At 49.8% G+C, this 21,895-nt stretch carries 11 protein-coding genes and 1 pseudogene; 9 read left to right on the plus strand and 3 right to left on the minus strand.

Going from position 1 to position 21,895, the window contains the following annotated elements; genetic code table 11:
* Position 1 precedes the first annotated feature (1 nt).
* Together RUW00_RS12730 and RUW00_RS12735 are read left to right on the plus strand one after the other, a co-directional pair.
* The gene (locus tag RUW00_RS12730) at positions 2-7,129 is read left to right on the plus strand and encodes an amino acid adenylation domain-containing protein (protein WP_280144588.1); all 7,128 of its coding nucleotides are present in this window, start codon (positions 2-4) and stop codon (positions 7,127-7,129) included.
* 18 nt (positions 7,130-7,147) lie between these two features.
* The gene (locus RUW00_RS12735) at positions 7,148-7,363 is read left to right on the plus strand and encodes an MbtH family protein (RefSeq protein ID WP_007408694.1); all 216 of its coding nucleotides are present in this window, start codon (positions 7,148-7,150) and stop codon (positions 7,361-7,363) included.
* A 44-nt stretch (positions 7,364-7,407) separates the two neighbouring features.
* Here the strand turns inward: RUW00_RS12735 and RUW00_RS12740 are convergent, their stop codons facing one another.
* From RUW00_RS12740 to RUW00_RS12750, 3 genes are all read right to left on the minus strand, one after another.
* A complete protein-coding gene (locus RUW00_RS12740) occupies positions 7,408-8,085 on the minus strand; it encodes a YukJ family protein (RefSeq protein WP_127010591.1) in 678 nt (225 codons plus the stop codon).
* A gap of 117 nt (positions 8,086-8,202) precedes the next feature.
* On the minus strand, positions 8,203-9,333 hold the full coding sequence (gene ald / locus RUW00_RS12745) for an alanine dehydrogenase (protein WP_003152011.1): 1,131 nt from the start codon (positions 9,331-9,333) through the stop codon (positions 8,203-8,205).
* A 103-nt stretch (positions 9,334-9,436) separates the two neighbouring features.
* Positions 9,437-10,666, minus strand: coding sequence for a sporulation transcriptional activator AdeR (locus RUW00_RS12750; RefSeq protein WP_014418775.1), 1,230 nt, complete (start codon positions 10,664-10,666; stop codon positions 9,437-9,439).
* Between the two features lie 315 nt (positions 10,667-10,981).
* Between RUW00_RS12750 and RUW00_RS12755 the strand changes: the two genes are divergently transcribed.
* From RUW00_RS12755 to RUW00_RS12785, 7 genes and pseudogenes are all read left to right on the plus strand, one after another.
* Positions 10,982-11,275, plus strand: a complete 294-nt coding sequence (locus tag RUW00_RS12755) for a WXG100 family type VII secretion target (protein WP_003152013.1) — start codon at positions 10,982-10,984, stop codon at positions 11,273-11,275.
* Positions 11,276-11,350: 75 nt separating this feature from the next.
* Positions 11,351-11,590, plus strand: coding sequence for an ESX secretion system protein YukD (gene yukD / locus RUW00_RS12760; protein ID WP_003152015.1), 240 nt, complete (start codon positions 11,351-11,353; stop codon positions 11,588-11,590).
* A gap of 14 nt (positions 11,591-11,604) precedes the next feature.
* Positions 11,605-12,885, plus strand: a pseudogene (gene essB / locus RUW00_RS12765) (type VII secretion protein EssB); the annotation flags it as partial.
* Positions 12,886-12,944: 59 nt separating this feature from the next.
* Positions 12,945-17,420 (plus strand): type VII secretion protein EssC, encoded by a 4,476-nt coding sequence (gene essC, locus RUW00_RS12770; protein ID WP_280144587.1) that lies wholly within the window; start codon positions 12,945-12,947, stop codon positions 17,418-17,420.
* Positions 17,417-20,542, plus strand: a complete 3,126-nt coding sequence (esaA, locus tag RUW00_RS12775; RefSeq protein WP_280144586.1) for a type VII secretion protein EsaA — start codon at positions 17,417-17,419, stop codon at positions 20,540-20,542. Before essC ends, esaA begins: the two co-directional genes overlap by 4 nt.
* 7 nt (positions 20,543-20,549) lie before the next feature.
* The gene (gene essA / locus RUW00_RS12780; protein ID WP_014418771.1) at positions 20,550-21,023 is read left to right on the plus strand and encodes a type VII secretion protein EssA; all 474 of its coding nucleotides are present in this window, start codon (positions 20,550-20,552) and stop codon (positions 21,021-21,023) included.
* A gap of 60 nt (positions 21,024-21,083) precedes the next feature.
* Entirely contained in the window at positions 21,084-21,815 is a 732-nt protein-coding gene (locus RUW00_RS12785; RefSeq protein WP_007408685.1) for a (S)-benzoin forming benzil reductase, read from the plus strand.
* Positions 21,816-21,895 lie beyond the last annotated feature (80 nt).

Below are 21,895 nucleotides of genomic sequence, written 5' to 3' on the forward strand. Positions count from 1 at the left end.
AATGCATGATACACAACAGCTGCCTCTGACAGGCGCACAGGCCGGTATCTGGTTTGCGCAGCAGCTTGATCCTGATAATCCGATTTACAATACAGGCGAGTACGTTGAGATAAACGGCGCGATCGATGTGAACATATTTAAAACCGCTCTCGAACGCGTGCTGACGGAAGCCGCGTCATTACACGCCCGCTTCGAAGAGGGAGCAGACGGGCCGAAGCAGATCATCAATCCTCCATTTGAGGCTGCGATCGATGTCATAGATGTGAGTTCAGAAGCTGATCCGAAGCAGGCCGCACTCAGACTCATGCAGACAGATTTGGCTGAGCCCGTCGATATGGCGGCCGGGCCTCTGTTCCGCGACATTTTATTTCAGGCGGGACCGGAACGCTTTTTCTGGTATCAGCGCATTCACCACATTGCGATAGACGGCTACGGTTTTTCACTGCTGGCACGGCGTACGGCGCAAGTGTACACCGCAATACGGGAGGGACGTCCGGATAACGGGCGCTCCTTCGGTTCTTTGGAGGATCTGGTAAAAGAAGATCAAGAGTACCGCGCGTCTGATCAATTCCTGAAAGATCGGGAATTTTGGATGGAGAAATTTGCGGATGAACCTGATGTCGTCAGTTTGGCGGAAAGAGCGCCGAGAACGTCAACACGTTTTCGGAGAAGCACGGCTTATCTTTCTGAAACGGCTTTACAGCATGTAAAAGCGATTCCGAACTGGCATGAAGCCGTCACGGCCGCAGCGGCGGTATATGTCCATCGGATGACAAACGCGGGGGATATCGTGCTCGGCTTACCGATGATGGGGCGGATCGGCTCGATTTCACTGAATATTCCGAGTATGGTCATGAATCTTCTGCCTTTACGGCTTTCTCTTCGCCCGGATATGAATTTTCATGAGGCCGTCAGCCAAGTGGCAAAAGAAATCCGAAACATCCGGCGCCATCAGAAATACCGCCATGAAGATATGCGCCGCGACCTTAAATTGCTCGGAGAAAATCGCAGGCTGTTCGGCCCGCAAGTCAATGTGATGCCGTTTGACTACGCGCTTGATTTCGCCGGAGCGCCGGGCGCCGTTCATAACTTATCAGCCGGGCCCGTTGATGATTTGTCAATTAACGTTTACGACAGAGCGGACGGAAGCGGAATGCGTGTGGACTTTGATGCGAATCCGGAAGTGTACAGCGCCGAAGATATTGAAAACCATCAAAAACGATTCCTGCTTCTGTTGGAATCCGCTGTGAAGGACCAGACACAAAAAATCGGCACACTCAACCTTCTGCTTGAAAGTGAACGTCTCCGCGTACTGGAAAGCTGGAATGACACGCGCAAGGCCGAGAAGCAGAAAAGTCTGCCGGAGCTGTTTTACGAACAGGCCGTAAAAACACCGGACCGGCCGGCAATCATCACCGAAAACGAAGAGCTCAGCTATGCCGAATTGAACAAGCGCGCGAACCAGCTTGCCGGCATGCTAAAGGAAAAGGGGCTGGGACCGGAACAATTTGCCGCTTTGCTGCTTCCGCGGTCACAGGAGTTGGCCGTGAGCATGCTGGCCGTTTTGAAAACGGGAGCCGCATACCTGCCGCTTGATCCTGATTTTCCTTCTGAGCGGATCACATATATGCTCAAAGATGCACAGCCTGCATGCCTGATTACAACGATGGAATTATCCGGCCGCATGCCGGAAGACAGTGATGCAAAAAGGATCATTCTCGATGACCTGGATACGGTAAAAACCGTTGCCGCTCAAAATGCTGACTGTCCCGCTCAGGCGGAATGTTCGCCTTTGCACCCCGCTTATATCATTTATACATCGGGCTCAACGGGCAAACCGAAAGGCGTAGTCGTCACATTAAAAAGCGTAAGCAATTTCCTCTTATCCATGCGGGAAATGTTCCCGCTCGGCGAACAAGACCGCCTGCTTGCCGTTACGACTGCGGCGTTTGATATTTCCGGACTTGAGCTCTTCCTTCCGCTCATCAGCGGGGCGGGGTGCGTCATCGCACGTAAAGAGACGATTCAGGAACCGCGGGCGCTTGCGCACATGATTCACTCATACGGTATTTCAATCATGCAGGCAACGCCGACATTGTGGCATTCATTAGTCACCAATGAACCGGATTCTCTCCGGGCGCTGCGGGTGCTTGTCGGAGGTGAGGCGCTTCCGAACGCGCTTATGCATGCTCTGCTTGAATCAGGCTGTACGGTGACGAATCTGTACGGGCCGACTGAAACAACAATCTGGTCGGCCGCACAGCCGCTTGCAAAAGACCATACGGGGGCGCCTCCGATCGGAACGCCGATTTGGAACACGCGGGTATACGTGCTGGACGCCGCATTGCAGCCCGTCCCGCCGGGAGTCGCGGGCGAGCTTTATATCGCGGGTGAGGGGCTTGCCAGAGGTTATTATAACCGTCCTGATTTAACAGCTGAAAGATTCATTGCCGATCCGTACGGGCCCGCGGGCGCGAGGATGTACCGGACGGGAGATCTCGTGCGCTGGCGTGAGGACGGCTCGCTTGATTATATCAGCAGAGCCGATCACCAAATTAAAATCCGCGGGTTCCGGATAGAATTAGGAGAAATTGAGTCAGTGCTGTCGAAATACCCGGGTATTTCGCAGGCCGCCGTCATTGTCCGTGAAGACCAGCCGGGAGATAAGCGGCTGGCGGCTTACGCTGTTGCGGATCAGCCCCTTGATGTCGGCGGACTTCGTGCATATATGGGCGAAAGCCTGCCGGATTATATGGTGCCGGGCGCGTTTGTACAGCTGAAAGAATTGCCGCTGACGCCGAATAAGAAGCTCGATCGCAGCGCTCTGCCTGCACCTGATTTTTCCGCTGTCCTGTCTGACAGAGGGCCGCGGACGCCGCAGGAGGAAATATTATGCGATCTGTTTGCCGAGGTTCTCGGTCTCGCGCGGGTCGGAATTGATGACGGGTTCTTTGAATTGGGCGGACATTCGCTCTTAGCCGGACGCCTGATGAGCCGGGTCCGGGAGACGATGGGCGCAGAGCTTGGCATCGGCCGTCTGTTTGATACGCCGACCGTTGCTGGGCTCGCCGCACAGCTTGACACCGCAAAGAGTGCGCGGCCTAAGCTCAAGCCGTTTGACCGGCCGGAGCACATCCCGCTGTCATTTGCGCAGCTGCGTCTTTGGTTTCTCTACTGTCTTGAAGGGCCAAGCCCGACTTACAACATTCCGGTGATTGTCCGCATGTCAGGCAAGCTTGACCAATCAGCGCTGAAACACGCCTTTTACGATGTTGTCAGCCGTCATGAAAGCCTGCGCACCGTTTTTCCGGAAAATAAGGGATCATCTCATCAGCTCATTTTATCTGCTGAAGAAGCCCGCCCTGTGTTTACAGTGACACGTGCGGACAAAAACGAGCTCCAAGACATGCTTGCCGCTGCGGCACGATATCGGTTTGATCTCGCTAAAGAGCCGGCCGTCCGGGCTGAGCTGTTTGATCTTGGTGACGGCGAGTATACGCTGATGATTCTCCTGCATCACATCGCAGGTGACGGCTGGTCCTTGAATCCGCTCATGCGTGACTTATCCATAGCCTATATCGCCCGGCAAACAGGTGAAAAAGCAGAATGGGCGCCGCTGGCGGTTCAATATGCGGATTATGCGCTTTGGCAGCAGCAGCTTTTAGGCAGCGCGTCTGATTCTGAGAGCTTAATTGCGCGCCAGCTGGATTTCTGGAAGAAAACGCTTGAAAATGTACCGGATCAGCTGGAGCTGCCGTCTGATTTTCCGCGTCCTGCTGAATCAAGCTACAGGGGCGGCGTCATTCCGGTCAACATCGGCCAAGAGCTTCATGCCCGTCTTCTCTCACTTGCCAGAAATCAGCGCGTAAGCCTGTTTATGGTGCTTCAATCAGGGCTTTCCGCGTTACTGACCCGGCTCGGTGCAGGGACCGATATTCCGATCGGCAGTCCGATAGCCGGCCGCAGTGATGACGCATTGGGAGACCTTGTGGGTATGTTCATTAATACACTCGTACTGAGAACCGATACCTCTGGCGATCCGAGCTTTTGTGAGCTCCTTGAAAGGGTCAGGGAAATGAATCTCGCAGCATATGAACATCAGGACGTGCCGTTTGAACGTCTCGTGGAAGAATTGAATCCGGTTCGTTCCCGGTCAAGACATCCGCTGTTCCAAGTGATGCTCGCATTCCAAAATACGCCTGATCCTGTACTCAGTCTTCCTGATATGGAAACAAGTCTGCAAATCAGCAGTGTCGGATCGTCCAAATTTGATTTGACGCTGGAATTGGCTGAACAGCGCCATGACGACGGCACGCCTGCCGGTATTGAAGGCCTGCTGGAGTTCAGTACGGACTTATTCAGAAAAGAAACGGCTGAAGCACTTGCCGGCCGCCTGCTTCTTCTGCTCGAAGATGCCGTATCACATCCGGATAAACCGATCGGAAGCTTAACCATTCTTTCTGATGAAGAGCGCCGGAAGCTTTTGCCGGTTAAACGGGCAAAACAGCATATTCAGCCTCGGCAGACACTGCCTGAATTGTTTGAAATACAGGCCGCCGCAAAATCGGATGAAACGGCGGCAGTATGTGAAGAGAGCGGACTCACTTATAAAGAGCTGAATGAAAGAGCCAATCAGCTCGCGCACATGATGATTGCCCGCGGCGTCGGCCCGGAGCAGTTTGTCGCACTGGCGCTGCCGCGTTCTTTAGATATGATTGTCGGGCTGTTAGCCGTCCTGAAGACGGGGGCAGCGTATCTGCCGCTTGATCCTGATTATCCCGCGGACCGCATCGCTTTTATGTTACATGATGCCAAGCCTGTATTTATGCTCACCAATCGTGAAGGCGCAAGTAAGCTCTCTATCGAAAGCGGCATGCCGGCCTTCATCTTGGATGATCCGCAGAACAAGGAAACACTTCGGCAATATGCCGTCACGAACCCTGAGAATGCCGACCGTATTCGTCCGCTGTCACCGCTTCACCCGGCCTATGTCATTTACACGTCGGGATCAACAGGTGTGCCGAAAGGTGTCATCATTCCGCACAGCAATGTTATCAGGCTGTTTGAGTCGACGCGGCATTGGTATCACTTTCATTCTGATGATGTATGGACGATGTTTCACTCCTACGCTTTCGATTTCTCTGTCTGGGAAATGTGGGGGCCGTTGCTTCACGGCGGACGTCTCGTCGTCGTGCCGCATGACATCAGCAGATCGCCGGAAGCGTTTTTACATCTCCTCGTGAAAGAGCGGGTGACCGTACTTAACCAAACGCCGTCAGCGTTTTACCAGCTGATGCATGCGGAAAAAGAACACAAAGAGCTGGGGCGTCAGCTCGCACTCAGATATATCATCTTCGGCGGCGAGGCGCTTGAGCTGAGCCGGCTTGAGGATTGGTACAGCCGCCACGCGGACAATCAGCCGGTGCTCGTGAATATGTACGGCATTACGGAAACGACGGTGCACGTCAGTTACCTTGAATTAGACAAAAACATTGCCGAACTGAAGGCAAACAGCCTCATCGGCTGCGGCATTCCTGATCTGAACGTATATGTGCTTGATGACCGGCTGGAGCCTGTGCCACCGGGCATCACGGGCGAAATGTATGTGGCCGGAGGAGGCGTGGCACGCGGCTACTTAGGGCGGCAAAGCCTGACCGCCGAACGCTTTGTGGCTGATCCGTACGGCCCGCCGGGAACGAGAATGTACCGGACAGGGGATTTAGCCCGTCTGCGGACGGACGGTTCTCTTGATTATATGGGCAGAGCGGACCACCAGATTAAAATCCGCGGCTTCCGGATTGAATTGGGAGAAATCGAAGCGGTTCTCGTCAAACATCCGGATGTCGAGGATGCTGCCGTAGTCGTCCGTGAAGACCGGCCGGGAGATAAACGGCTGGCCGCCTACCTTGTCCGATCTGCCGGCAGCACCTTGGACACGGGGGACATGCGCCGGTTTGCCGAAGAAAGCCTGCCGGATTACATGGTTCCGTCAGCTTTTGTCAAAATGAATGAACTGCCGCTGACACCGAATGGAAAGCTTGACCGAAAAGCGCTCCCTGCGCCTGACTTCCAAACGGAGGTCACCGGCCGGGGACCGAGAACGCCGCAGGAAGAAATGCTGTGTGAGCTGTTCGCAGAGGTGCTTCACCTGCCGCGTGTCGGTATTGATGACAGATTCTTTGATTTAGGCGGCCATTCTTTGCTTGCGGTTCATTTAATGAGCCGTATTCGGGAAGCGATGGGAGCCGAGCTGAGTATCGGAACATTATTTGAAGCTCCTACGGTGGCAAGCCTTGCTGAAAGACTTGAGTCAGGAACGGGCACAAGCGCGCTTGATGTTCTTCTTCCGCTCAGAACGGCAGGAGAAGAAACACCGTTGTTCTGTGTCCATCCGGCCGGCGGTCTCAGCTGGTGTTATGCCGGGCTGATGTCTTCTTTAGAGGCTGATTATCCGATATACGGCTTACAGGCGAGAGGCATCGGAAAAAAAGAACCGCTTCCGCAAAGCTTAGATGACATGGCGGCGGATTATATTGAAAAAATCCGCACCGTGCAGCCGAAAGGGCCGTACCGTCTGCTCGGCTGGTCTCTCGGAGGGAATGTCATTCAGGCCATGGCGACACAATTACAGAGCCGGGGTGAAGAGGTTTCGCTATTGGTGATGCTTGACGCGTATCCGAATCATTTTCTGCCGATAAAAAATGCGCCTGATGACGAGGAAGCCGTTATTGCGCTGCTTGCCCTGGGAGGATACGACCCGGACAGCCTCGGGGATCAGCCGCTTGATTTTGACACCGCGCTGACCATTCTCCGCCGTGAGGGAAGCGCATTAGCCAGCCTGGACGAGTCAGTGATGATGAATCTGAAAGACACGTACATTAATTCTGTCGGGCTGTTAGGAACATACAAGCCGAAGCCGTTCCACGGAGATGTGCTGTTCTTCAGATCCACGATTATTCCGGAGTGGTTTGACCCGATTGAGCCGGATACTTGGAAACCGTATATTACGGGGAAGATCGAGCGGTATGACTTAGACTGCCGCCATAAAGATATGTGCCAGCCGGGCCCGCTTGCTGACATCGGCGCGATTCTGGCAGAGAAATTAAACGGACGGCGTACAGTCCGGTAGAGAAAGGAAAGAGATGATATGACAAATCCATTTGAACGGGAAGACGGCTCATACCATGTGCTCGTCAATGCTGAAGGCCAGTACTCACTGTGGCCGGCCTATCTGGATGTGCCGGACGGCTGGGAAACCCGCCTCACGAATGAAACCCGCCCCGTTTGTCTCGAATATATTGAAACAAACTGGCGTGATATGAGGCCGGAAAGCCTGAAACAGGCCGAAGCCGCTAAAATGTAATAAGAAAAGCCTGCCGTTATTTCGGCAGGCTTTTTATGCGGACATCAGCCGTTAAGCTGTGTATGATCACAAAATGTATAAGGGTGGCCTTCTTCATTCGTGCACCATGACTGAGACAGAAAAGCCAAAAAGACCGCGGCCCACTGGTCTGCAAACTGGATTAAAATACCGCCGTCGTGCCACGTTCCGTTATCCTTCTTCCAGCGTGTATCAATTGGGTTTCCCTGATTCATATGAATATTATGCATGCCGTTTGTCGGCTTGAACCCGAAAATCTTATCAGCGCCCGGCTCCGGCCCGAATTTAGAGCCGTAAATATAGACGGTGGCTTTTTCTGATTTGGCTTTTTGCATGTGCGTCTCAATAAAGTCATTTAAGTCATTATCCGGACCGGTGACTTCATGCGGGAGGGGCACCATGTTCCGGGGATCAAACAATCCGCCGCGGACATAATCCAGCGCCAGCTCACGGCTGGTTTCATCAATTGGGGTATATCCATACGGAATGTTGGGCAGCAGGGTGATCGCGCTTGCGTCAAAATGATCGCGTGCCGCATACAGAACCTCTGATTCTTTTGAACTTGACATGACATTGATCGCACAGCGATAGCGCGTATCAGGCTCGCCTAGCACCTCGACTTGAAAATGCGGAGAATCATCATCTGTTTCCCTTTTCATATCTGACACAGTGCCTTTTAATACACCATAGTGCTGAACAGCCATATGAATCCTCCTTTTTCTTCCGGGATATGAATTGATATTCGAGACAGGGGGCCGTTTTTCCTTTTATGAGAAAGAAAAAAGGACAGCCCGCTGATCAGGCTGTCCTCTTCATATCTATTAAGCTTTTGCAGCCGAACCTTGCATTGCTTTTTCAGCAGGCACGTAGTCATAGCCTAAGTCTTTGGCTACGGCTTCATATGTGACATGTCCGTTAGCCGTATTTAAGCCCGCTTTAAGCGCAGGGCTGTCTGCAATGGCTTGTGCCGCGCCTTTATTGGCGATTTGAAGCGCGTAAGGAACGGTTACATTCGTTAATGCGAGCGTAGACGTACGCGGTACGGCGCCCGGCATATTGGCGACAGCGTAGTGAACGACGCCGTGTTTTTCGTAAGTCGGATTATCGTGGGTTGTAATATGATCAACGGTTTCCACAATGCCGCCCTGATCGATGGCAACATCAACAATGACGGAACCCGGTTTCATTTGTTTAACCATTTCTTCCGTAACGAGAGTCGGCGCTTTGGCTCCCGGGATGAGCACGGCGCAGATCAGAAGATCCGCTTCCGCGACGGAATCTGCAATATTTACAGGGTTTGACATCAATGTTTTAATCTGATGCCCGAAAATATCATCAAGCTGACGCAGTCGGTCTGCGTTCAAATCGATCATTGTCACATCGGCACCGAGTCCGACAGCCATTTTCGCGGCATTTGTTCCGACGCCGCCCCCTCCGATGATCGTGACTTTTCCGCGGGATACACCCGGTACGCCGGCTAATAAAATTCCTTTTCCGCCCTTTGGTTTTTCAAGAAACTGAGCCCCGATTTGAGCGGCCATTCTGCCGGCCACTTCGGACATCGGCGTAAGCAGCGGAAGGGAACGTCCGTCCGTTACCGTTTCGTACGCGATAGCTGTCACGCCTTTTTCTGTAAGCGCTTTAGCTAATTCCGGCTCTGCAGCTAAATGAAGGTAAGTGAATAAGACCAGACCTTGACGGAAATACGCATACTCTTCAGCCAGCGGTTCTTTTACCTTCATGACCATTTCCGCATCCCATACTTGCTTTCTGTCCTCCAGAATTTCCGCCCCTGCTGATACGTAATCTTCATTTGTAAAGCCGCTTCCGAGTCCCGCTCCGGATTCCACAAGAACCCGATGGCCGTTTCCGATAAGCTGTGAAACGCCTCCAGGTGTTAATGCCACTCGATTTTCATTGTTTTTGATTTCCTTTGGAACCCCGATAATCATGTCTGTTTCCCCCAATGTTTGTGTGATGCTTCAAGTGTAGCGCGATTTTTGCGAAAATTCTTTGTTTGAAACAGAAAATAAAAAAACACGGATTTGTGAAATTTCACGAACCCATGCTGCGAAGTTTGATATCAAGGTAAATCGTAAACTTTTCATTCACATTTTTTAAGTCGATTTCTGCGATCTGGCTGATTCTTTTCAGCCTGTAATTCAATGTATTGACATGGATGTTAAGCGCTTTAGCGGCAGTGTTGACGTTGCTGTCGGCATCAATAAAATGTTCGAGCGTTTTTACCATATCGGCTTGGTGCTCCCTGTCATACTGCTCAAGCTTTGAGAGGGAATAGTTCATATAGCCGCTGTGCTTGCGTTTTTCATCCAACACATCCAGGTACTGATAAATGCCGAGTTCCGAAAAGCTGAAAAGGTGTTTGGTTTCTCTCACAAACCGCTCTTTCGCTTTTAATACGGAAAGCGCTTCCTGATAGGAGCGGTAAACATAAGAAATCGATTCGTAAATACCGCCGACCGCAATCGACGCATCCTCAATTTTATATCGTTCCTTCAGCTGTTTTTGAATATGAAGGGCGAAGTGCTTTAAATCTTTAAAAGGCTGATCGGTTTTCGGCGCGGCTAATAAGATTAATTCATTTGAATCAACAGTCGCCAGCATGACATGAATCTGCTGTGTCGTTTCCTGCAAATATTGCAGCTGCTGTTCTGTCTTTTCAGTCAGCTCATCATGTAAACGGATGATCATGACGCTGAACACGGACGGCAGCGCCATCCCGAGCTTATGAAACCCTTCGGCCATTTCGGCTTCCTGATAAATATGGCCGGTCAGCATTTTCCAAAAAAACTCCTGGCCCCGCTCTTCGATTTTCGTTTTGCGGATCTGCAGGTGCAAAAGTTTGTTCCGCACCGCTTTGGCTGCCAGCTGAAGTGTCTTCAGATCCTCGTCATTGAGCTTTTTTTTGATCTCAAGCGCCCAAATAAATCCGAGAACCTGACTGTTTTTCCAGATGGAAATCGCCACGCGGTTGCTCAGGCCCACCTCGTCAATTTCTTTCACTTTGATCGGCTGGTCCGTTTTTAAAAGGGCCGGAATGGTTCCGTCTTTCCACAGTTTGTTGATGACTTTTTCCGGCACCCTCCGCCCGATAATCGTCGACGTCCGGGCCGGATCTGTACAATCGCTGTGCGTGCTGTATGCAAGCAGTTTATGATTAACGTCTTCTATTGTAATGGGGCATTGAAGAACTTCACTGATATGGTCGGCAACATCTTCAAGCCTGTCGAAACTGTACTTAAATGGATCCTTTGGATTGGTCATCTGTATCCCTACTTTTTCATAGCTTCATATCTTGATCTTACCATCTTGTTTTTCAGACTGAAAGGCATCTTTGCAGGGAAATGGACTAGGACAATAAGATCATTCGATGAAAACGAAAATAATAAGAAAATCATACTACTATATTTACAAAATGTGTAAATGTACCGAAAAATCCAATATATCATAAGACTCATTTTGTAAAATTAAAACAGATTTGTTTGACTGTACCGAATGGTTGTTTTTATAATAATGACGTTCAAAAAATAAGTGAATTAGCCCATATTTAGGCTGATGACACAGGAGGGTATAAGGAATATGTCTGGATTAATTCGTGTCACACCCGAAGAGCTAAGAGCGATGGCTAAGCAATATGGCGTTGAAAGTCAGGAAGTCATGAATCAGGTTGACCGCCTGAACCGCATGATTTCTGATTTGAAAGGCATGTGGGAAGGTGCTTCAAGTGAAGCATTTGCGGATCAATATGAGCAGCTGAAACCTTCATTTATTAAAATGTCTGAATTGCTGCAAGATGTGAATCATCAGCTCGATCAAACGGCAAATACGCTTGAGTCTACTGACCAAGATATCGCTAACCAAATTCGCGGATAATAAGATGAATGAAGAAACGGAGCGCCTGATTCAATCAAGAAGACGGCGCTCTTTCTATGTAAGGGTGATATGAATATGTATATCGATATTACAATAGATTTAACACATTATAACGGCAGCGTCTTCGATCTCAGATTGTCAGATTACCATTCTGTGAAAAAAGTCATTGATATTGCCCGGCAGGCTCAGCATGTATCCGTTCCGCCGCGTGAAGGCTATTGGATCAGAGTGGTCAATAAAGAAACGGTTTTTTCCGGAGAACAAAAGCTATCTGACTGCGGCATTACGAACGGAGACCGCCTTGAAATTTTATGAAAGGACATGGTGGAATGACAGGTCATAACAGATCTTATTTAGAAACAGAATTAGACGCCGTCCGGGAAGAAACCGAATCAGGCTTCACGTTCACCTTCCAGCGGGAAAAAATCAAGCTTCTTGACGGGCTGGAAGCAAATGTGATTAAAGATGCTGATCCTTTTTTTCAAAAAGAGGTCTCAGTTTCAGAAGACGAAGTAACCATCACAATCAAACCTCCTTCTTCTTATCAGGCTTTCCGCTATATAAAAGGAAAAGATAAAAAAAGCAGGTGGCAATTTGCCTACCGTCTCGTCCAAGCCGTGAAACAGCATAAGCTGAAACGTCTCAATCTGATTGCCGCCCCTGAAAATATCGTGTTTGATAAAGCGCTGACGCCTTACTTTCTTCATTACGGCGTAAAGGAGAGCCTTCCGCCTTATGAGGAAGATAGAGAAAGGGTGTTAAAAGAGCTCAAAGCCTGTGCGGCGCTTGCAGCTGACGGGGCGTACACCTTCGATGAATATTTGAAGTACAAGGAGACGCTTCACTTCTCTCCTGAGGTGAAAAGCGTGCTAGAGGCGGAGACGATTGAAGAACTGGAAGAAACCATTCAAACCGCAATTGATTCCCTCGAAGAAAGGGACAAGACATACATAAAACTGCCGAAAAAGAAATGGAAAATCCAAAGATACGCCGGTCTGGCGCTTGCCGTCCTCCTTGTGCCGACACTTCTTTACTCCTTATACGTTCTGTTTTTCGCCCAGCCGAAGCAAGAGGCAATTACGGAAAGCAACCGCTATTTTTTAAATCAGCAGTACAGCAAAGTCATTGACACACTCGCTAAATACGATGCGGAAAGCCTCCCGGAATCTGTCCAGTACGAGCTTGCTTCCTCTTATGTGGCAGTTGAAAATCTGAGGGAAGAGCAGCGGAAAAACATCGGGAATCTGGTGACGCTGCAATCAGACCCGAAGCATTTCCTTTATTGGATTGATATCGGCAGAGGGGAAAATGAAGAAGCCATCAAAATCGGCCGCAATCTTGAGTACAACCCGTACATCTGGCTCGGACTTACAAAATATAAACAGCAATTATTAGCGGATGACAGTATGAAAGACGACGAAAAGCAGAAAGAACTGGACGCCGTGGAAAGCGAGCTTGCGAAGGCGAAAAAAGAGGCGGAGGAGCAGCATAAAGAAGCGGAGGAAAACGGTGACACCGCCGAAGCTTCCGCCGGACAGGATGAAAGCAAACAAGACAAAGCGAAAGATAACAAAGAGAACGACAAGAAAGATGAGAAAAAAGATGAAAAAAATAACAGCACACATCAAATGGCCGCAGGTAACGATCAGGCTGTCAGGAGGTTCGCCATATGAGTCTGTTATGGGTCTTTTACCGAGAGCACGTACAAAAGATTCAGCTGTCTGAACTCCCGCCGTCTCAGCCGATTACGATCGGTCCGGATATGAAAGATACAATCACGGTCGGCACACTTCCGTTACGGCAAAACGCCGCAACCCTTTATCGAAAAGAAACAGATCGTTATGATGTTTTCCTGGGAAATAACTGTGCCGGCGAATTGACAATAGGAAATGAAATGCCCTGCCAGATTGAAGAAGAGACGATGCGGCTTCTGCTCACCCCTGACAAAGAAGAATCCTCCGTTTATTTTATCGGCGGGAAGGATGAGATCGTTTTCTCATCAGAAACAGAGGAAGCGGATATATACAAAGAGCCGTCTTCCGCTCAAACAGGGGCTTTTTATCTGCGAAAGTCGGGAGGATGCTGGTCTGTCGTCCCTGATGGCCAAGACGTTTATGTGAACGGAAAGCTTGCAGAAGCTCCCGAAAGGCTCCGGACGGGAGATGAGCTGCTGTGGAATTTTCTGCGTGTGAGGCTGATGGAGGACGACCTTTTAGAAGTCGTTCATCACGAAAAGCTTCAAACCGGTTTAACCAAAACGGTAAAACCAAGCACCGAAATGAAAAAGAAATACCCGCAATATCGAAGAACGCCGCGCATGGTCTACGATCTTCCCGAAGACCGCGTTTCATTCAGCTTTCCCTCGCAGGAAAGCGAACAGAATAACCGGGGGCTGTGGCTCGTCATTCTGCCTCCTTTGGTCATGCTGATTGTAATGGGGGTTGTCGCCATTATACAGCCGAGGGGCATATTCATCCTTGTCTCTTTGGCGATGTTTATGATGACTCTCATTACGTCCACCGTGCAGTATTTCCGTGAAAAAAACCAGCGGAAAAAACGGGAGGAAAAACGGGAGCGTGTGTACAAGCAGTATTTGGAAAGCAAACGAAAAGAGCTTCAGACGCTGTCGGAAAAACAGCTGCAAGTGCTGACGCATCATTTTCCCCCGTTTGAAAAAATGAAATATTTAACTTCTGAAATCAGCGGCCGCATTTGGGAGAAATCGCTGGAAAGCAGGGATTTTCTGATGCTTCGGCTTGGAACGGGCACGGTCCCGGCAAGCTACGAGATTTCAATGAGCGGCGGAGACCTGGCGAACCGTGATGTGGATGACTTGATGGAGCAGTCGCAGCACATGCAGCGTGTGTATAAAGATATCCGCCATGCGCCCGTGACCGTTGATTTACAAGAAGGGCCGATGGGGCTTGTCGGGAAACCCCAGATCGTCAAAAATGAAATTCACCAGCTGATCGGCCAGCTCGCGTTCTTCAACAGCTACCATGACCTGCGGTTTGTCTTTATCTTTCATGAGGACGAATATAAGGAATGGGAATGGATGAAGTGGCTGCCGCAATTTCAGCTGCCTCATATGTATGCGAAAGGATTTATTTACAATGAACAGACCCGCGATCAATTGTTATCGTCCATTTACGAGCTGCTGCGTGAGCGGGATTTGGAAGAAGATAAAGAAAAGAAGATCTTCCAGCCGCATTTTGTCTTTGTCATCACAAATCAGCAGCTGATCGCAGAGCACGTCATTTTAGAATATATCGAAGGCCGGCATGAGCATCTCGGCATCTCGGCAATCATCGCTGCGGAAACGAAGGAAAGCCTGGCGGAAAACATTCACACCCTCGTCCGCTACATTAATGAAGATGAGGGAGACATTCTCATTCAGCAGAAAAAAGCGGTACAGATCCCGTTTAAGCTGGACAGGCACGAACGGACAAACAACGAGCGGTTTTCCCGGACGCTTCGGACATTGCACCATCAGGTCGGAATGACGAATTCCATTCCTGAAACGGTCTCATTTCTGGAGCTGTTTCATGCGAAGGAAGTAAAAGAAATCGGCATCAGGCAGAAGTGGGAGACAAGTGAGTCTGCAAAATCGCTGGCTGTTCCGATCGGCTATAAAGGAAAAGACGACATCGTCTATTTAAACCTGCATGAAAAAGCGCACGGGCCGCACGGATTGCTGGCGGGAACGACCGGCTCCGGGAAAAGTGAATTTCTGCAAACGTACATCCTGTCATTGGCCGTTCACTTCCACCCGCATGAAGCGGCGTTTTTGCTGATTGACTATAAGGGCGGAGGAATGGCCCAGCCGTTTCGCAAGATGCCGCACCTTCTCGGGACCATCACGAATATTGAAGGAAGCAGAAACTTCAGTATCAGGGCGCTTGCATCCATTAAGAGCGAGCTGAAAAAACGGCAGCGGCTGTTTGATCAATATCGCGTCAATCACATCAATGACTATACAAAGCTGTATAAACAGGGAGAAACGGATATTCCGATGCCGCACCTGTTTTTGATTTCAGATGAATTCGCCGAGCTGAAAAGCGAAGAGCCTGACTTTATCAGGGAGCTTGTCAGCGCGGCCCGCATCGGACGGAGCCTTGGTGTGCATTTAATTCTCGCCACGCAAAAGCCGGGCGGCATCATTGACGACCAAATATGGAGCAACTCACGCTTTAAGGTCGCGCTGAAAGTGCAGGATGCAAGTGACAGTAAAGAAATCCTGAAAAACAGTGATGCGGCGAATATTACGGTCACCGGACGCGGCTACTTGCAAGTCGGAAATAACGAAGTGTATGAGCAGTTCCAGTCTGCCTGGAGCGGCGCCCCTTACATGGAAGATGTATACGGCACCGAGGATGACATTGCCATCGTTACCGACACCGGCTTAATTCCGCTGTCTGAGGTGGACGCGGATGATGCGGCGAAAAAAGACGCCCCGGCAGAAATAGAAGCCGTAGTCGAAGAAATCGAGCGGATTCAAAATGAAATGGGCATTGAAAAGCTGCCGAGCCCGTGGCTTCCGCCGCTTGCCGAACGTATCCCGCGCACGCTTTACCCTGCGCAGGAAAAAGACCGCTTCTTCATCGCCTGCGTGGATGAGCCTGATCAGCAAAGACAGGCGCCTCTCGCTTATACGATGATGGATGACGGCAACATCGGCATTTTCGGCTCATCCGGCTACGGCAAGTCAGTGGCTGCCATCACCTTCCTGATGAACTTCGCGGAAGGATACACGCCGGAAGAGCTTCATATGTACATCTTTGACTTCGGAAACGGCACGCTTCTGCCATTGGCAAAGCTTCCGCACACCGCAGACTATTTCTTAATGGATCAAATGAGAAAGATCGAAAAATTCATGATCCGCATCAAGGAAGAAATCGAGCGGCGGAAACGGCTGTTCAGAGAAAAAGAAGTCAGCCATATCAAAATGTACAATTCGCTCAGTGAAGAAGAGCTGCCGTTTATATTTATCACAATTGACAATTTCGACATCGTAAAAGATGAAATGCATGAATTAGAAACGGAATTTATCCAGATTTCACGCGACGGGCAAAGCTTAGGCATTTACTTCCTGCTGACCGCAACGAGGGTAAACGCCGTCCGCCAGTCGCTGTTAAACAACATAAAAACGAAAGTCGTCCATTATTTAATGGATCAGTCAGAAGGATACTCCATTTACGGGCGTCCGCCGTTCAGTCTCGAACCGATCCCGGGCCGCGTCATGATCCAAAAAGAAGAACTGTATTTCGCGCAAATGTTTCTTCCGGCTGAAGCGGAAAATGACCTCGAGATGTTCCAGGCGCTGAAAGCCGATGTCAAAGCATTAGCTGAACGCCACGCCGGAACAGCCGGCCCAGACCCGATTCCGATGCTTCCGGATAGGCTGACGGCCGGCGAATTTTCACTCCGTCTCGGCCCGGAACAAGAACCGTTCCGCATTCCTGTCGGGCTTCATGAGGAAAAGGTCAGCCCTGTGTACTTTGATCTGGGCAAAAATAAACATTGTCTTATTTTGGGCCAGACACAGCGTGGAAAAACAAACATCCTGAAAGTGATGCTGAATCACCTGCTGCGTGAAGGTACGGAACGGGTCGGGCTGTTTGACTCGATTGACCGCGGACTGTCGCAGTATGCGCAGGAAACAAAGGTCAGCTATCTGGACACAAAAGAAGACGTCCGGCAGTGGATCGAAACGGCAGAAGCCATTTTCACGGAGCGCGAAGCTCAGTATGCGCAGGCCGTCAAAAATGGCGATGTGCACAAACTCAGTTTCTCTCCGGTCGTGTTAATGGCCGACGGCATTACAAGATTCCAGCAGACGATCGACACCGCCATTCAGGACAAACTGGCGATGTTTATGAAATCGTACGCGCATGTGGGCTTCAGTTTTATCCCGGCGGGCAATCACAGCGAATTCTCAAAAGGCTATGATTCCTTAACGACGGAAATGAAACAGATCCGCCACGCAATGCTGCTTGTGAAAAAATCCGAACAAAATGTCATTCCGCTGCCTTACCAAAGGCAGGAACCGGACATTCAGCCGGGCTTCGGCTATTTGGTTGAAAACGGGAAGGAGCAAAAAATCCAAATACCTTTATGTTCAGCGGAAAGGGAGGCCGTCAGATGACTGAACAACGAAAAAGCCTGATCAAATTAATAGCCGCGGTCGTCATCATTCTGCTGCTGCCGGTGCTGTTTTTCCGGTTTATCGGCGATGACCCGGGAAAACAAAAAATCAACGCCACCCGCCAAATCGCAGTCGTGAATGAAGACATGGGCTTACAAACAGATGAAAATGAGGAAGAGGAATCCGTCCATTTCGGCAAAGAAGTAGCGGCCGCTCTCGGCGGCCGTCCGGATTATTCATGGACGGTTGTCAACAGGAGCGCGGCTGAAAACGGTCTGGCGGCTAAGAAGTATGACGCCGTCGTTTACATTCCATCCGATTTTTCAAAAGACATCTTAAGCTATGACAAGGAGCGTCCGCAAAAAGCCACGCTGACATTCAATATTCAAAGCAACCTGAACGCCGTCAACAAAGAAAAGGTGCAGCGTGAGCTAGAAGACGCCCAAAAATCAATGAATAAAAAAATGTCAGCATTATATTGGAATTTCGTCTCACAAAAAGTGAACAACGTCCGAGGCGATTTTGACAAGATCGTCAATAAAGAATCAGAGTTTCAAAACGTCATGTACAACTTTTACAAGCCGAGCTCCAATGACTTGGCAGGTGAAATCAAACGGCAAAAAGATCTGATTGACGAACTGAAAAAATCAATGAATGAAGCGCAGGGCGCGGCAAAAGAAAAATTGACCTCGGCAGATGAAGCCAAAACCACGCTCAAAGACTTTGCCGATACGGTCGAGCGCTATAAACAATATCAAGAAAATCAGAAAAAACTGCTGATGGCCGCGCAGGAACAAAATCAAAAGCAAATCACAACAGGACTGAATGCCATTAAAGCGCAGCAGGCCGCCAACCAGTTCAGCACGATGATGAGCGGGCTGTCCTCCGGCATAAACCGGGCGCAGACACAGCTTGACCAGACGGGATCGGCCCTTCTTGCCGCCCAACAGGTGAGAGAAGCGCAGGTTCCTGATCAGGAACACGGGATGGCGAATATTCAATCCAATTTACTGGACAATTATTTGACTCAATATAAAGCTCAAGCAAGATTTGAAACATTGAACAGCATCCAAACCCTTATGAAAAGGGATCGGCAGGCATTAACCGTTCCGGAAAAGGACCCGGGGGATGACGGCTCGGATGAACCGAAAGAAGAAGAAAAACCGGAAGAAGAAAAACCCGGCGATCTGAAAATTGACCTTGACGATCAGCGTGACGAGTTAAAACGCATCTCCGCTGAAATCAATCACATTTCTGACGGATTAAAAGAACCGGAAAAAGAAAAACCGGAACCCGAAAACCCGGGCCAAGGCGATGACGGTGAAAACTCCGGCGATACCGATCCGAATAACGGAACGAATCCCGGAGAAGACGGAAAAACGGAAGACGGCACAAAAGAAGAGCAGCCTGCTTCCGATAACACAGGCGATCAGGAGCCAAAAACCGTCCAAACCGCGACAGCCGCTAAAAACGTCACTCCGCCTGCTGATGAGCCGGCGGACGATCCGAACGATTCTGAAGGGGACGGAGGCACAGACATATCTGAGGCGAAAGAAAGGCTGAACCAAGCCGCAGAGCGGATTCAGCAAATTGAAAAAGAGCTGGAAGAGAAACAGCAGACTCATAATGAAGAACTGAAAAAACGTCTCGATGCTCTTGATGAAGAAATCCAAGGCCTTCAAGACAAGATTGATGACGTCAAAAAACGCGCAGAAAAATTAAAGAAAAATCTGGAAGAATTAGAGGAAACAAGAAAACAAGACTTCAATACCATTTACAGATTGATTGTAAGAACAGAGCAGAACATTCTGAACTACCCGTCATTGGATAGCGGCCGCAAATCTGCTCTTGAACAGATATTTGCCGCTGATATCAATACAAAAGAAATATCCGATTTAATGAGTTACTATAATGATTTATCCCTGTATGAGGCGACACTCTATCACTCTCTTGACGCGGGCTCGCTGCCTGATGTGAAAAACAGGGTGCTGAAAGCCCAGCAAGGCGAAGTTCAAACCGTTCTCGCCATCAAACCGGTGGAAACGGCAAGCTGGGAAAACCTGAAAAACAACAAGATGCAGACAGATGAAGACATCAGCAATTTCATTAAAGGCATGACCGAATTCTCGGATAACTACAGCTCGTATATCAGAGATGAACAAGCCGGAGTGCTCGATGAGCTCGCCAGCATTTCAGACAGCGCGGCGAAAGCATCCGATCAGCTGGCTGAAGGCGCTGTGCAGGAAGCGGCCGCGTTCAGCGGAGACGGATTAACCGGAACGATGGCGCTCGGCGCTCAGGATACCGTCGGCCGCGAAGTCCTGCAAATGTCTGACACGATGGGCCATCTGTCAGAACGCCAGTCCGGCATCATCAGCTATACCGACAATATGCAGCAAAGCGTAAATGACGTCCAGCAAAAAGCGGACACCCTGAACAGCAACTGGGGCAAAAACGTCGATTCCACGAAATTGATCAGAAATGACGTGTACGGCATTTTAGGGAACGCGCTCGTTGACGGACAGGAAAACGGCTACGTTTATGATTATCTCGCCAACCCGCTTAAAATCAGCGGAGAGGTGCCGGAAGACCGGGTTCAGAATGTTCCGCCGGTCGTCATTTTGGTGATCGTCCTGATCAGCAGTCTTCTGATCGGCTATTTCAGCTCGTATTATCAGCAGGCGCCGCTTCTTGTCAAAGGCGCGCTCTTTGGGATTTTAAACATTATGGTCGGATTGATGATCAGTCTGTTCGGTCTGAATATCTACTCGCTTCCGGACGATCAGACGATTAAATGGTCAGTCTTTACGATTCTCTTGCTTGCGGCGAGTTCAGCTTTTATCCGGGCAGCCTTTGTCTTCAGCTCGATTACCGGATGGATCGCATCATCAGCGCTCATTCTCTTTTATGTGGCGCCTTTGATCGACCTGATTATGCCGAACTTCACCTTTGACAGTCCGGTTTCGAAAGTCTATATCGATATTCAATACGGAACGGGCCATCTGTTTGCGATGGGGGTAACGGTTCTTGCGATCATTACGCTGATTGCGGCGGCGCTTCCGCTCGTCATTCGGCTGTTTGCGGAAAAAACGGAGGAAAGTGATCAGTCTTATGAGGCGTAACACATTCATGGAAAAAGGATTGCTGCTGTTTGCTCTCTCCTTTTTCCTTTTCCTTCCCCAAGCCGCAGCCGCGAATGAGGAAAATACTGATGTCAAGCCGAATGAATATGAAAAGAAAGACATTGAAATTCGTACGGATTACCTGCACGACGATGCCTACTCTGAGGAAAAAACGGCGCTTCCGAAAGAACAGAAGGATATCACGTTTGATCAGCCGGCCGAAAACCCGGATGACAAACTGATATCAAATTTGTTTACATCGTCAGACACGGAGCCGAATACGATCAAAGCGCAATCGAAAAAACTGGGTATCACATTTGCCGAGCCGGCGGTGAGGCGTACCTCGGCAGATATGGAAACGGAAGAGAAAAAGACTTCTTATCTGCTGCCTGTCATTTATGCCGTCTTGATCCTCCTCGGGATTGCGGCGATGATCTATCTGATCCCGAAAGTCACGGCGCAGGAAAAGGCAAAGCGGTAAACGGATCGCTTGTGTTTGCGGGAAGACAGCCCGTAAAATAAGAAAAAAAGGAGGAGTTTCATGCAGTTTTTTCTTATAACAGGCGCGTCAAAAGGCTTGGGCCGGGCGCTTACGGAACAGGCGCTTCAAGAAGGAGCCGAAGTCGCCGCGCTTTCAAGAACGATAAGCGGGGAAAAGCGCGAGGGACTGACAGAATACAGTGTTGATTTAACCGATCTGGCAGATACCGGGCGGCAGATGAAGGCGATTCTTGATCAAGCAGAGGAGAAGGGATACTCCGCCGTCACACTGATCAACAATGCCGGAATGGTGGAACCGATCAAGCGGGCGAAAGAGGCTTCCGCCGAAGAATTGAACCGCCATTACACCCTTAATCTGACGGCGCCCGTTTTGCTCAGCCAAATGTTCACAAAGCGTTTCGAAGCGTTCAGCGGCAGCAAAACAATTGTCAACATCACATCGGGCGCGGCGAAAAATCCTTATAAAGGCTGGAGCGCGTATTGCAGCTCAAAAGCGGGGCTTGATATGTTTACGAGAACATTCGGGTTTGAACAGGAGGATGAAGAGCTGCCGGTCCGCATGATCTCATTCTCGCCGGGAGTGATGGATACAGACATGCAGGCTGTCATCCGTTCTTCGTCAAAAGAAGATTTTCATGACATCGAACGGTTCCGCAATCTGAAAGAAACGAAAAACCTCAGAAGTCCTGAATACATCGCCGGCGTCATTCACTCACTGATCGCGGGCGAGCCGGAAAACGGACGGATATACGATATCAAAGAATTTTTGTAGAGCAGCGTTCACGCTGCTCTTTTTTGTTTGTACAATCACTTCGGAGTCCGGCGGCATATGATGAATGAAACAACGTATAA

It is taken from the genome of Bacillus sp. IS1 (assembly GCF_032461585.1).
Taxonomy (GTDB): Bacteria; Bacillota; Bacilli; order Bacillales; family Bacillaceae; genus Bacillus; species Bacillus velezensis.

What these genes read in the sequence shown, in the direction of transcription:
- RUW00_RS12730 (WP_280144588.1), top strand. Translation starts at nt 2, where the DNA reads ATGCATGATACACAACAGCTGCCTCTGACAGGCGCACAGGCCGGTATC.
- RUW00_RS12735 (WP_007408694.1), top strand. Translation starts at nt 7,148, where the DNA reads ATGACAAATCCATTTGAACGGGAAGACGGCTCATACCATGTGCTCGTC.
- RUW00_RS12740 (WP_127010591.1), bottom strand. Translation starts at nt 8,085, where the DNA reads ATGGCTGTTCAGCACTATGGTGTATTAAAAGGCACTGTGTCAGATATG.
- ald (WP_003152011.1), bottom strand. Translation starts at nt 9,333, where the DNA reads ATGATTATCGGGGTTCCAAAGGAAATCAAAAACAATGAAAATCGAGTG.
- RUW00_RS12750 (WP_014418775.1), bottom strand. Translation starts at nt 10,666, where the DNA reads ATGACCAATCCAAAGGATCCATTTAAGTACAGTTTCGACAGGCTTGAA.
- RUW00_RS12755 (WP_003152013.1), top strand. Translation starts at nt 10,982, where the DNA reads ATGTCTGGATTAATTCGTGTCACACCCGAAGAGCTAAGAGCGATGGCT.
- yukD (WP_003152015.1), top strand. Translation starts at nt 11,351, where the DNA reads ATGTATATCGATATTACAATAGATTTAACACATTATAACGGCAGCGTC.
- essC (WP_280144587.1), top strand. Translation starts at nt 12,945, where the DNA reads ATGAGTCTGTTATGGGTCTTTTACCGAGAGCACGTACAAAAGATTCAG.
- esaA (WP_280144586.1), top strand. Translation starts at nt 17,417, where the DNA reads ATGACTGAACAACGAAAAAGCCTGATCAAATTAATAGCCGCGGTCGTC.
- essA (WP_014418771.1), top strand. Translation starts at nt 20,550, where the DNA reads ATGGAAAAAGGATTGCTGCTGTTTGCTCTCTCCTTTTTCCTTTTCCTT.
- RUW00_RS12785 (WP_007408685.1), top strand. Translation starts at nt 21,084, where the DNA reads ATGCAGTTTTTTCTTATAACAGGCGCGTCAAAAGGCTTGGGCCGGGCG.